The 12,866-nt window shown below is 50.6% G+C and carries 11 protein-coding genes, 1 tRNA gene and 2 pseudogenes; 11 read left to right on the top strand and 3 right to left on the bottom strand.

What is annotated here, in order from left to right; translation table 11 throughout:
• Positions 1-5 precede the first annotated feature (5 nt).
• From glmM to G544_RS0119095, 5 genes are all read left to right on the top strand, one after another.
• Positions 6-1,346, top strand: a complete 1,341-nt coding sequence (gene glmM, locus G544_RS0119115; RefSeq protein WP_036024665.1) for a phosphoglucosamine mutase — start codon at positions 6-8, stop codon at positions 1,344-1,346.
• 73 nt (positions 1,347-1,419) lie between these two features.
• Positions 1,420-2,160: a glycoside hydrolase family 25 protein gene (locus tag G544_RS0119110; RefSeq protein ID WP_081650840.1), complete on the top strand. Its 741-nt coding sequence runs from the start codon at positions 1,420-1,422 to the stop codon at positions 2,158-2,160.
• Positions 2,161-2,434: 274 nt separating this feature from the next.
• Complete coding sequence (locus G544_RS0119105; RefSeq protein ID WP_147654619.1) at positions 2,435-3,079, top strand: hypothetical protein; 645 nt, start codon at positions 2,435-2,437, stop codon at positions 3,077-3,079.
• A 294-nt stretch (positions 3,080-3,373) separates the two neighbouring features.
• A complete protein-coding gene (gene secG, locus G544_RS0119100; RefSeq protein WP_027276057.1) occupies positions 3,374-3,706 on the top strand; it encodes a preprotein translocase subunit SecG in 333 nt (110 codons plus the stop codon).
• Positions 3,707-3,748: 42 nt separating this feature from the next.
• A tRNA-Leu gene (locus tag G544_RS0119095) sits at positions 3,749-3,835 on the top strand.
• 289 nt (positions 3,836-4,124) lie between these two features.
• Here the strand turns inward: G544_RS0119095 and G544_RS0119090 are convergent.
• Positions 4,125-5,498 carry a diguanylate cyclase gene (locus G544_RS0119090; protein WP_027276056.1) on the bottom strand — a complete coding sequence of 458 codons (1,374 nt, stop codon included), beginning with the start codon at positions 5,496-5,498 and terminating at the stop codon, positions 4,125-4,127.
• A gap of 342 nt (positions 5,499-5,840) precedes the next feature.
• Between G544_RS0119090 and G544_RS22550 the strand changes: the two are divergent.
• Positions 5,841-6,267: pseudogene (locus G544_RS22550) on the top strand (multidrug ABC transporter permease/ATP-binding protein); the annotation flags it as partial.
• Between the two features lie 123 nt (positions 6,268-6,390).
• On the opposite strand, the gene G544_RS0119085 reads toward G544_RS22550, so the two are convergent.
• Complete coding sequence (locus G544_RS0119085) at positions 6,391-7,017, bottom strand: response regulator transcription factor (RefSeq protein WP_027276055.1); 627 nt, start codon at positions 7,015-7,017, stop codon at positions 6,391-6,393.
• Positions 7,017-8,816, bottom strand: coding sequence for a sensor histidine kinase (locus G544_RS0119080; protein WP_027276054.1), 1,800 nt, complete (start codon positions 8,814-8,816; stop codon positions 7,017-7,019). The genes G544_RS0119085 and G544_RS0119080 overlap by 1 nt, the downstream gene beginning before the upstream one ends.
• A 178-nt stretch (positions 8,817-8,994) precedes the next feature.
• Here G544_RS0119080 and G544_RS0119075 point away from each other — a divergent pair, with 178 nt between their 5' ends.
• From G544_RS0119075 to cueP, 5 genes and pseudogenes are all read left to right on the top strand, one after another.
• On the top strand, positions 8,995-10,587 hold the full coding sequence (locus G544_RS0119075) for an FAD-dependent oxidoreductase (protein WP_027276053.1): 1,593 nt from the start codon (positions 8,995-8,997) through the stop codon (positions 10,585-10,587).
• A 23-nt stretch (positions 10,588-10,610) separates the two neighbouring features.
• Positions 10,611-11,030 carry a cytochrome c3 family protein gene (locus tag G544_RS0119070; protein ID WP_027276052.1) on the top strand — a complete coding sequence of 140 codons (420 nt, stop codon included), beginning with the start codon at positions 10,611-10,613 and terminating at the stop codon, positions 11,028-11,030.
• 14 nt (positions 11,031-11,044) lie between these two features.
• Entirely contained in the window at positions 11,045-11,632 is a 588-nt protein-coding gene (locus G544_RS21120) for a cytochrome c3 family protein (RefSeq protein ID WP_036024662.1), read from the top strand.
• Position 11,633: 1 nt separating this feature from the next.
• Positions 11,634-11,795, top strand: a pseudogene (locus G544_RS22295) (deaminase); the annotation flags it as partial.
• A 395-nt stretch (positions 11,796-12,190) separates the two neighbouring features.
• A complete protein-coding gene (gene cueP, locus G544_RS0119055) occupies positions 12,191-12,733 on the top strand; it encodes a copper-binding periplasmic metallochaperone CueP (RefSeq protein WP_027276051.1) in 543 nt (180 codons plus the stop codon).
• Positions 12,734-12,866 lie beyond the last annotated feature (133 nt).

The following is a 12,866-nucleotide window of genomic DNA, read 5'->3' as shown; positions in this document are numbered from 1 at the left end:
ACATCATGAGCAGCACACGTAAATATTTTGGTACTGACGGCATCCGCGGCAAGGTGGGTGAGCATCCGATTACGCCTGACTTCGTTCTCAAGCTGGGCTGGGCCGCAGGTAAGGTATTGGCTCGCCACGGCTCGCGAAAGATAATTATTGGTAAAGATACCCGTATTTCCGGCTATATGTTGGAATCCGCGCTTGAAGCCGGTTTGGCGGCCGCAGGGCTGTCGGCTTCATTTACCGGCCCCATGCCGACGCCGGCGGTGGCCTATCTGACGAGGACGTTCCGCGCAGAGGCCGGTATCGTAATTTCTGCGTCTCATAACCCCTTTGACGACAACGGCATCAAGTTCTTCTCGATAGACGGCACCAAGCTACCCGACGCGGTTGAAGAAGCCATTGAAGCCGAGATGGAAAAACCGCTGACCTGCGTGACGTCTGCCGAGCTGGGTAAGGCCAGCCGGATAAACGACGCCGCCGGGCGCTATATCGAGTTCTGTAAGGGCGGCTTTCCGAGCGAACTGAGCTTGAGTTCCCTTAAAGTCGTTGTTGACTGTGCAAACGGCGCGACTTACCACATCGCTCCCAGCGTGCTGCGCGAGCTGGGAGCGACGGTTATCACCATCGGCTGCGAGCCGGACGGCATGAACATCAATGAGCAGTGCGGCGCAACCGACGTGCGTGCGCTGCAAGAGCGCGTTCTCACCGAGAAGGCCGATCTGGGCATCGCCTTTGACGGCGACGGCGACCGCGTCATTATGGTGGATCACCTCGGCAACCGGGTCGACGGCGACCAAATCATGTACATCATCGCCCGCGAAGCGCTGCGCAAAGGGCAGCTTAAAGGGGGCGCCGTTGGCACCCTGATGAGCAACATGGGATTGGAGCTGGCGCTTAAGCAGCTGGGCATCCCGTTTGCCAGAGCGAAAGTGGGCGACCGCTACGTTCTGGAGAAAATGAACGAATTAGGCTGGACCATCGGCGCGGAAAACTCCGGGCACGTTATCCTGTTGGATAAGACCACGACCGGAGACGGGATCGTTGCGGGCCTGCAGGTTCTGGCCGCCGTCGTGCGCAACCAGATGAGCCTGCACGACCTGTGCAGCGGAATGAAGCTGCTGCCGCAAATTCTGGTTAACGTTCGCTTCTCTGGGCAGCACGATCCGCTGGCGACGGAGAGTGTGAAGCAGGCTACGTTGGAAGCGGAGGAGGCTCTGGCGGGACGCGGTCGAGTTCTGCTGCGGAAATCCGGCACTGAACCTCTGATCCGCGTGATGGTCGAAGGTGAAGACGAACAGCAGGTTCTGGCGTTGGCAAATCGCATTGCCGATGCAGTTAAAGCCGCAGGCTAGCGGCGTTAACGGGCCAATGAGGAAAAGCGGGGCGGATTTATCCGCCCTTTTACTTCGCATACGACAGGGATGAATGAACAGGGATATTATGCGCATAAGGCTTTTACTCGCAATAGCATGCAGCATAGCGGCGCTTGCCGCTTTTATGGTTTTTGCCCTCTATCAGGGGGTTATCCGCTTTAACTACCCATCCCGGGAAGAGTTCCCTATTCAGGGAATCGATATCTCCCATCATCAAAAAGAGATCGATTGGGACAGGCTTAATACTGCCGAGATCCAGTTTATTTTTATCAAAGCGACGGAAGGGGGAAATTTTAAAGACAAACGCTTCCACCTTAATTGGAAGGACGCCCGTCAAAGGGGATTTGTCGTCGGCGCTTACCACTTTTTTACCTTTTGCAGCAGCGGAGATGAACAGGCCGATAACTTTATTTCCTCTGTGCCGGTTGAAAAGGGGACTCTGCCTCCGGTTATCGATCTCGAGTACGGCGGCAATTGTCAGTTAACCTCCGGCAGGTTGGAGGTGCTTAAAGAGGTTGAGGTGTTGTCCGATCGGCTTGAAAAGGCGTATGGGCAGAGGCCTATCCTGTATGTAACCAGAGAGTTTTATGATGACTTCCTGATAGACAAAATGCCGAAAAGCGCGATTTGGCTACGGGACGTTTATCGCAAGCCTGGGCTCCAGCCTGATAACAGGGACTGGTTATTTTGGCAATACGCCAACCGCGGGAAGCTGGAAGGCATAGAAACGTTTGTTGATTTCAACGTTTTTAACGGAAAAAAAGATAAATTTGAAACGCTTATAAATAATTAATATAGGCAATCGTTCATGTGGGCAATAATTGTTGTTCCACACTGTTTTATGGTGCTAAAATCCTGCCCGAATGGAATTTAGCAATAACATATAGGGTGTGGTGGTGACGATGAGGGCGTTTTTTACCCATTATTTTTTACTCATATGCCTGTTCGCTTTTTCTTGTCTTTCCTATGCCAGCACTCCGCTTAGCTCAAAAGACAAAGCTATTTTTTCCTTTAATCTGGCGTTAACCGAAAACTCGGCTCACGCTTTTTCTCCTGCGCCGCTTCGCGTGAAAAAGCTGAAAGAAGTGACCTTTCGTAACGGCGAGCGGATTATTTCCAGCGAGATTGACTACAGCCCCGAAGGCGACGTCGTACGGGTTAAGCGGCGCGAAAAGAACCGCCGCGGCGAGTCCGTCACTTATGTTTATAAAGACAGTCAGGGCTGGGTGAAGAGCATTAACTGGATAATAAACGGCCAGCTGAGCAGCGTAGGAAACGTCGTCGTGCGCTACCAGCAGGACGGACAGGGTCGTATCGTTAAAAGCGAACTTATGAACAGCGGATGGATGAGGCAGTTTATTTACAACATCGAAGGGCAACTGACCGAAGTCATCGAAAAATCGCAGGTGGAAAAAGAGTATTCTGAAGGGTATACGGTAAAACGCTATCACTATAATCCCAACGGGTTACTGGCCAGAAGCGATTCTCTTTCTCGCGACAGCAGCTATGAGTCCTCTTACTACTTTGACTACAACGAGAATAATATTCTTCAGCGAATTATTGCCGAGGCTAAGTTTTACGCGAAGCATAAAAGGCGGAGTGAAAAGCACTATAGTCGCTACGATCACCACGCTAACTGGCTACACGCCGAGTGGGGGCCACAGGAGAACCGTTTTACGCAGGAAAGAACCATCGATTACTATGGGGCGTAGGCGCTAAATCCGCCATTTTCCGCAAAGAGAAGAATGGCGGCACTCGCCTATATTAGAGATGGATAAGACCGGGGACTTTCCCTTATAATGATCAAGATAAGCCGCAAGAGCACGCCGGAAACGCTGGTTTTTTCTACAAATGCGCACGATGAATAAAAATGCGCTTGCACCTCTTTGTGGCTTTCGTTAGTATTCACACCCGCTCTGGTTAGGTTGAGAAAATCGTTAGTTTCTCCCTCTTTTGAACCAGCAAGCTTTACGACGGGGTATCCCGCAAGGATTACAGGCAAGAATATGTACGAAGCGCTTCTTATTATTTTCCTGCTGGTGGCCATCGGTCTGATCGGTATGGTTATGCTGCAGCAGGGCAAAGGGGCCAACATGGGTGCCTCTTTCGGTTCCGGAGCTTCCGCAACGCTGTTTGGTTCCGGCGGTTCAGGCAACTTCATGACCCGTACTACGGCGATTCTGGCCACGCTGTTTTTCATTATCAGTCTGGCGCTGGGTAACCTGAGCAGCCGTCAGGAAAAGAAAGTCGGCGAATTCGACGATCTGAGCGCACCGGTTAAGGTTGAACAAACCGCTCCGGTGAAGCCAAATACGCCGAGCAGCGATATCCCTAAATAAGGGAACGAGTTTTAAACCGATGGGTTAATCCCGTCGGTCCGTGCCGAGGTGGTGGAATTGGTAGACACGCTACCTTGAGGTGGTAGTGCTCATTAGGGCTTACGGGTTCAAGTCCCGTCCTCGGTACCAATATTTAAAAAATGGACGTCAACCGACGTCCATTTTTGTATCTGAAATCCGCGTAATTACTGGCTTTTCCCTCGATTTATCCTTTCCTGACGTCAGCACAATTCAATCGACATCAATTAACCCTTGTTGGTAAATGTTGGTACAACCTTCGTAAAGGTAAACCCTGCGCCAGCGGATGGAGGAAACCCTATAGCACTCACGGATGTTAAGGTAAGAACTGTCAAATCAGGTAATAAGCCAGTAAAGCTATCTGATGGCAATGGGAGGCTCCTTTTGTTCACCCCAACTCTTACATTTCTACCCGGTTACGCCCAAGCGTTTTGGCCCGATACAGCGCCTCGTCGGCCGCTTGAATCAGACGTTCGTAATCGGGGTGACCACTGAACATTGCACCACCGATGGACAGAGACAGCACGATGCGCTGCCCGTTAGGGGCCATTACCGTTTGTTTACTGACCATCGCACGGATTCGTTCTGCAACCTGCCGGACTTCATGTTTCGATGCTTCAGTCAACACAATGAGAAACTCATCGCCACCATACCTGAAAACATAGTCACTGCTGCGAACATTATTATAGAAAACCTGTGAGACCTTACAAAGGATCTCATCCCCAATCTGATGCCCGTAGCTGTCGTTGATCTGTTTGAATTTATCTACATCAATAATCAGAACCGACAGAGAGGTTCCGTTTCTGTTTGCTTGGGCAATTTCACGTTTGAATATGGTTGGAAGAAAACGGCGGTTTAGCAACCGGGTGAGAACATCCATTCCCACTTCATGCCTTGATACCTCATCAAACAGGGCTTTTAAAAAAATACTTATCTGAAGCAGTGCACTTTTCACCTGAAGCAACAGGCTTACCCGCTGCTCGCGTCGGGCAAGCGCTTTGGGTGTGTTCTGAGTACGGATGACCAGTTCATCCAGTTCCTGCAGCTGCTTGGCAATGTAGCCCGTTTCCGGTAGTCCGCTGAAATAGTGGCGCCCCTTATGATTAAACCACAGACCAAAATCAGCCCTGCTCAGTGGTCGTACGCTTTCCATGTCGGTATCTACCATAATTCTGTAAATCAGGTCATTCTCCCAAGAGAGAAGACTGGCGCTTTGGCGCTCTTTCTCTTCCTCTGCGTTTTCAAGTAGTGAAAAAATCCGGTAGTTCTCATCTTCTCGGGAAGCGCTATTGTCACTGAATGAAAATACCCGTGACATGATTTCCATAGCAAGGTCGATACTGACTACTGCAAAGCGGCACAGTGCCACCCGATCGCGGTCAGTACAGTCATACTCCATAGTCTGTATAAGGGGAAAGAGCAGTTTTTTCAGCGTTCGTGCGCCCATCTCAACAAGCTGTACGGGTATTCCTATCCGGGCATGCACCTCTCCGACATGCTGCTGTACGGATATCATCTGATCAATGTTATCCTGAGTACAGGTAAGCACATTTTCCGTCCATTCGGCCAGCGCCGGTTTGAGATATTTCTCTACCTGCTCATTTGTCAGAAAGACTTCCGCTTCAGGATCGTCAAGCATAATTTCATAGAATGTTTGACTCAGTGGCACAGCGTGTTCACGCGCAATCTTAGCCGCAAGTGACAGAACCTCTGGAGAGGTACTCTCAATCAGCTCAGCCCATTCCTGCTTCATTTTACTGAGGTAAGTTTTCATATTGCACCCTTATACAATAAAGATTGGGCAAAGATACTCGGCGGACTGAGCGCTTACGGGGATTAACAATCCAGATGATTGGCTGCTTACTCAAAATATTTGGCACTTTTCTTTTAGGACGCCACCCGGTAAATAAGGGCCGTAACTCGAGGAAACAATCACGTCCTGGATCACTCCGATCATGAACCGCCGCAGAGGTTCTGCTCCCTGTAATTGTAATCGCCCCTCATAAAAGTGCCATTTACAGCTAGAGATCTTCCGCCATCCGATGATGCTACGTTTGGACAACGGATTAGGGTTTATCTCTCCGGTCTTAGCTGAATGAGATGATGAACATAAGGTTCGCCTGACATTTTTTCTGCTTCGATTGCCGAAAATATTGCGCTAGGGTATCCGCAGGCCAAGCAAAATAAAATTGAGCAGGCGGCCACATTGGCCTGTATACATGAAGACATCTTGAGTTTTTCGCAGGGGTACCAAGCCGAAGTCGGCGTACGCGGCGTTATGTTATCCGGCGCTCAGAAACAGCGAATTGCCATCGCTCTAGCCCTGTTAGTTAATAGTGATTCTCGATTCAGCGCTTTTTGCAGTAGGTGACCGTACTGAACGTCGTATTTTGCAGAGTTTGCGCCAGTGGGGGAAGGGGCGAACGTTGATTCTCTGTACACATCGCCTCTCCGGCTTGCGGTATGCCAATGAAATTTTGGTTTTGCAGGAGGGGCGCATAGCCCAGCAAGGCGCCTATGCGGCGCTGGTGCCGCCGGCCGGGTGATATCGGAATATGTATCGTGATCAGCAATTGGAAACGGCATTAGATGAATAATAGGCGTGAGCGATGGCTTGACGCCCCGAGCTCGTCAACGGAATAGCGTAGGCTCTGGTGGGGGACGCTTTATTCTCTATCGGTGAAACTATTAACGTCCATATACTTCGATAACGCATGAGCCAGCTGAATAGGCGAATCGCTTCCCATCTTTTTCATCATATTATGACGGTGGATTTCCACTGTACGCAGCGCCAGATAGAGGCGGTCAGCGATAACCTTATTTGAAAGCCCCTCCAATACCAGCGCAAGGATCTGTTTCTCTCTTTCCGTTAGCTGCTCCCACGCGTTGCGCAGCTGATAGTGTTTCTCAAACCACTCAAACTTCCTCTGGCTGTTTATCAGCGCCTGGCGGATAACCCGGAGCAGTTCATCGATATCCACCGGCTTTTCCAGTAGGTCAAACGCGCCGTTTTTAAAGATTTTGCTGGCGGTAGGCACGTCCGCGTGGCCGGTGAGAAAAATAACGCTCAGCACATTGTCCTGACGCATTAGCTGCTCCTGCAGTTCCACGCCCGTCATTCCCGGCATGCAAATATCTAACAGTACGCAGCCGGGCAGGGTGACGTCGACCTGCTGTAAAAAGGCATCGGCGGATGAAAAGCTAATCAACCTGATGCCCGCCGCCTCTAACAGCCAGATAAGGGAATCCCGAATCGCGGGATCGTCATCAACTAAATAGATCGCTTTTAACATTATTGCGTTACTCCGTTTATCCGCGGCAGCGTAATGCAGATACAGGCGCCGACCGGCTGGCTTTCGGCCCAGATGCGCCCGCCGTGGGCCTCGATAATACGCTTGCAAATCGCCATTCCTAAGCCGAGGCCGCTGTCCTTACTGGTGACAAACGGAACGAACAGTCGCTCTATTTGCGTCTCGGTTAGCCCAACGCCGTTATCGCGAATTTTCAGCGTGGCTTTAGAAGACGACGGGACGATTTCAAAGGTAATCTGGGGATCGCGTACCAGAGGTTCCCGCAGCTTAATCGCGTCCAGCGCGTTGCGAATGAGGTTAACCAAGACCTGCTGGATAAGAATCTCATCGGCGAGAATCACGACTTCCGGCGCTTCTGGTGCGGCAACCGTAATGCCGCCGCGCTTTAGCTCGTTTGAAAACAGTGACAGCGCGTTGGCAATAACCAGGTTTAAACAAATTTCTTCCTGCTTTTCCGGGTGGCGCTTAATAAAAAATCGAACGTGTTGAATCACGCTCTTCGCGTTTGCCGTTTGCCGAATGGCCTGTTCAAGCGCGTTGTCTAGGGCGGCAATATCCAAAGGTCGCTGCTGCAAGCGCATCCTGCATCCGACAACGTAGTTATTAATCGCCATGAGTGGCTGGTTGAGCTCGTGGGCCATCCCTGCCGCCATCTCGCCCGACAGCAAAATCCTCTGGGCGGAATAGAACTGTTCCTGCTGAGTGCGGAGCCATTCTGAGGACGCCTGATTTAGTTCCATCATTTGCTGCAGCTTGCGCGTTCTGGTCTTGACCAGATAGTTAACCCGCAAATGGTAGCCGACCAGTAGCAGCCCGTATCCCATAACGATGAACAGCCATCCCCGATACTTTTGCCATAGTACCTTAAGATGGCCGCCACTGTCCGATAGCCCAATGTCTTGCATGAGTTCAACAACGCTTTTGTCGTTAATGGGTACGGTCCATCCTCGATATTCTCCCTGAAGAGCGGGCATATCGTCGGGCTTTATTGATAACAGCGCCTGGGCGATTTCCCGAGCCAGCTGTTCGTGAACGTGCTGCATTCGGGAAAGCGTCCAGTGAGGGTAAAGCGGGGTTGAGCTAAGGCAGGGCAACGCCGTCTGCGGATAGGCTTTAATCACCTTAAACTGGCCGGCGTCAAAGCGGCCTGATTTAATCGCCAGTTCCAATACGCAGGTTGGCAGTACGGCAATATCTGCTTCATTGTTAGCCAATTGAGATAATAAGTTTTCCTGCGGCAGTCCGACAAAGCTCAGCCGGGTAAAATCCTTTATTGGATCGATTCCCTCTTTTAGCCACTCTCTCTCGATGATTTGAAAGCCGCCGAACGCCTGCGGCGTTGTAATAACAATGCGCCTGTTTTTAATCTCTTCCCAGCGGGTCATATCGGGCATATCGCTGCGGGCAATCACCGTAGAGCCTATCGCGTATCGAGGCTCACCGTATATAGGATTTAAGCTGAGCATCCGGACGGCGTCATATTCGCTTTGATACTGTAATAACTTGACGCCGTTAGTAATGGCAAAGTCGATAGTTCCGCTGGCCACCAGCTGATCGATACTCTTAATGTCGCCAGTAATAAGAATAAATTGATACTGAGGGAAGCGCTGATTCAAATAGTCTATCGTCGGCTGCCAGCGATAAACGCCCTTATTGGCGTCATCAAACGATAATACGCCAACGCGTATGATATAGCGCTGTTGGTAGGTTTCCGCTTTCAGTATCGGTGCAGTGAGCAGGATGAGTAATAATCCAATTATTAGCCTGATTAGTCTGTCCAATTTTAATACCATGCCCGCCACGCTTAGCTATTTGTACTAATGACACACTAGTCTTAACGCCGATCCCGGTATTGATATATATCAAACCGCCAAAAGGTATGCGGTAAACCACTATAGAGGAATAAAAGCCGTTATTGCACCGTATCAATAGCCGTCATAACTATAAAAAGGTATTGATATGAAAAACAACAGTTCCAGACGTCAGTTTCTTCGTTTAGGCCTCACCTCTGCTGCCGTTGCGCCGCTGGCGGCAATGCTCCCGTTTAGTGCCGATGCTAAAGAGAACGCATCAAGCATCCATTGGGATGAAGAGATGGACGTTCTCGTCCTGGGGACGGGCATGGCCGGCTTTATCGCCGCCATCAAGGCGGCGGAAACGACGCCCAATTTGAAAATCGTTCTGGCCGATAAGATGTCCCGACTGGGGGGATCGTCATTAATATCCGGCCTGAATATGGCCGTTGTGGGATCGCCGTGGCAAAAAGAAGCCGGCGTCACGGATGACTCATGGGAGCTCTTATTAGCCGATATAGAAAAAGAGTCTCGAGGATATAGCCACGTAGAGCTTACCAGGACAATTGCCCAGAATACTCTGTCCCTGTTTAATTTCTTATGCGATCACGGCGTTGAGTTTGATAAGTCCATCGGCGATGGAACGGGCATCAAGTCGCTCGGCGGCCACTCCCGTGCCCGCTGCGTATGGCCGGTTCACGGCGGCAGTGGAATTGTAAAAAGCCTGCAAAAGTACGTTCAGGAAAAGCTTCCTAATGTTGAAATCCGCAAACAGGTTTTGCTGGAAGAGATTATCCGCAACGATGAAGGGCGGGTTATCGGCGTACGGGTGAGAGAGAACTATATCTTTAACCGTGACGTTAAAGACTTCGGTCTAAACGATAGTCCTGCGTTTAACAGTACCGGCAGCCCTCGCTACTACAAGGTAAAGCGGGGGCTCGTTATGGCCACAGGCGGCTATAACCAGGACCGTAAGTTTCGCGGCGACGAGGTCGGCGCTCTCTATAACTCCGTCTCGACCGCCAACCCGGGCGCAACGGCTGGCGCTCTAAAGGCCATGATTAAAGCGGGCTTTAAGCCTATCCACATGACCCTGTTTCGATTCGCCTTTCCTATTCCAACCGAAGACATTCTATGGGGTATTTTGGTTAATCCAAGAACCTGTAAGCGCTTCGTCGATGAATATAACAACAACGACCGTCAGGGGCTGGGGCTAAAAATACTCTCAGAACGCATGAAGATAGACGGCGAACAAATCATTCTGATCTATGACCAAACCGGGATCGATAATTACCACGATAAACAGCGTCTAACCCTGTCTCTTGAAGGAAAAAACGGCACTGAGGGCACGATGTGGAAATTTGACTCGCTTGAGGCGTTGGCCAGCAACTTTAATATGGACGTGGCCGAATTAGAGAAAACGATCGACGAATACAATCGCGACATGGCTAACGATAAGGATAAGTTTGGCAAGCCTAAGCGCTTAATGAAGTCGTCGACGTCTATCAGTAAAGCCCCGTACTACGCGATGTGGCTGAACCCCCGCTACAACTACAGCCAGGGCGGAGCGATGATCAACACCGAAGCGCGCCCCCTCGATATTGTTACCGAGCAGCCTATTCCCGGCGTCTTTGTCTGTGGCGAAGCCTCTGCGGGGAGCTACGGGTATATCCGCCTTACCGCCTGCGGCAGCCTAGACTGCGGCGTTTTCGGCATGATTGCCGGAGAAAACGCCGGCAGGGAAACCCCTTGGGAATAATCGGTTAACCGTAGGAAATAACAATGAAAAAGTTCTCGTTAATACTGGCCGCGCTTTACCTGTTTTTCTCGCCTTACGCGCTGTCAGGGCCGGAGCAGAGCGCGGCGGTAGAATCGAAAAGTACGGTTGATGATTCGCACAAGTATGCGCTAAAGGCCCATCATCAAAAGCTGAATTTACCCTGCTCGGCCTGCCATAAAGAGCAGGATGTTGCCGAATATAAGCCGCTGGCGACGAAAGACTGCCTGACCTGCCACGGCAGTGCCGAGAAGGTCGCCAAGCGCACCGGATTTATGGACGTCAACCAAACCAATCCCCATCGCTCCTTACACGATGGGCTCGACCTGGACTGCTACGAGTGCCACGCCGAGCACAGGCCGTCGAGCAATCTCTGTGAGACTTGCCACGACAATACCCGAGACTGGTTTGGGCCAACGCCATAGAGAAGGAAAATGACATGAGTAGAATACGCTTTATCTTTTTACTGGCTTGCGTCACCGTCCTGGTCGGCATTGGCATAAGCCTGCTTGGCGCTGAAGTGGTAAGAAATACCGGCGACGAAAGCTTCTGTGGGAGCTGCCACGAAATGCAGCCGATGGTGAAAACGTTCAGGCAGGATATCCACGGCGGCAATAACCCGCACGGGTTTAGCGCAGAATGCGTGGACTGCCATCTTCCGCATACCAATACGCTGGACTATCTGGTTTCAAAGGGCGCGCAGGGGGCTAACGACGCCTTCAAAAGCGCGTTTACCGATACGTCTAAAATAGACTGGATAGCCCGCCGAGAACAGCGTGAGGCCTATGTTTATGACTCGGGGTGCCTCGGCTGTCACAGCAAACTGCTGGATAAGGCCGAAGCCTCTAATCCTAAATCTTTAGAAATGCATCAGCACTATAAAGACATGCAGCAGACGGATACGCCGGTTCAGTGCGTTTCATGCCACGTTACCGTCGGTCACGCCGGCGCGCTTCGCGGTGAGTTAAACCAAACCAAGCCTGAATATAAGTTTTTAGAGGAGCTGCTCAGCAAGAAAGGCGAATAGGATTTCGTGCGCGCTTTCTTTTGCGACAGGAGACGTGCTGCCGCTAAACGACAAAGGGGAACGCATATGGCCGAAAGAGCAGGACGACGTCAGCTTTATGCTGGTGGACGCTTCCTGCTCTGCCGAAGCCGTTGCGTGCGTCGCAACGTTCCATAAGGGGTAGATGGTGTGGGGACACCTGAAGAACTGGCTCTTCCTCAGGCAGATACAGCGCATCAGGAATGCCCGCATTTATGGCTAACATGCGGGCTTTTCTGAAATAGCGACCAATACCCCGGCCTTATTTTCTTGCGATGGTAAGGCGTCGGGTTTGTTTATAAAAGCGCGGCGGTAACATAATAATTTTGCCTTTTTGCATTGCAATTTTCAGCGTTATTGTTTTAATCACTTGCCGACAGTAAAAAACGAAAGGGTAAACTTGAGCAGAAAAAAATGGCTGAACATGTTTATCAGAATGAGTGCCGGGCGTTATTTACTGCGGTTTATTGTGCCGGCTTAACGTTAATATAATGGCTTGAATAATAATCACGTCATTAACTATTATTTAAAGAGGTCATTATGCAAAAGGCGATATTATTTTTATTTTTCAGCTTATTCAGCGGGAGCGTTCTTTCGGCCACCGAGGCTGAGTTTTTAGCCGAACACGGGCTTGCGGGGAAATCCGTTGAGCAAATCATCGATGCTATCGATCAAAATCCTCAGGCCCGCCCTCTGGGGTACTCAGCTTCAGTGACGGGCACTGCGTTGAAATTATCTTCAGGCAATCAAAGCTATACCTTGCCGCTCGGCGATAAGTTTTACCTCTCTTTTGCCCCCTATGAGCGGCAGACGCACCCCTGCTTCAATCACAGCCTTTCTGGCTGCCAAGGGGAAATGCCGAACACGCTGTTTAATGTAAAAGTCACCGACAAGCAGGGAAATGTGTTGGTAAATAGGGAAATGAAAAGCTATCAAAACGGCTTTGTCGGCGTATGGCTACCGCGCAATATAGAAGGCGTCATTGAAGTTAGCCGCGGCGGAAAAGTGGCGGCATTTCCTATTCAAACGGCCAGCGATAGCCAAACCTGTCTGACCTCCCTACAGCTAAGGGCCGCTGGCTGATATTCAACAATCTCTATCCGTTAAAAGGTTCTGACAACACCCGCGTGACAAAATAACAGGCAGCAAAAACCCCCAACGGCATCGCTCTTGGGGGTATTTGATTGCGTATTATCAATCTAGACATTGAGCGCTT

Origin of the sequence: Leminorella grimontii ATCC 33999 = DSM 5078, from assembly GCF_000439085.1 — a bacterium.
Lineage (GTDB): Bacteria > Pseudomonadota > Gammaproteobacteria > Enterobacterales > Enterobacteriaceae > Leminorella > Leminorella grimontii.
Note: the sequence above shows the minus strand (reverse complement) of the source record. Positions and strands in the feature narration are given on the sequence as shown.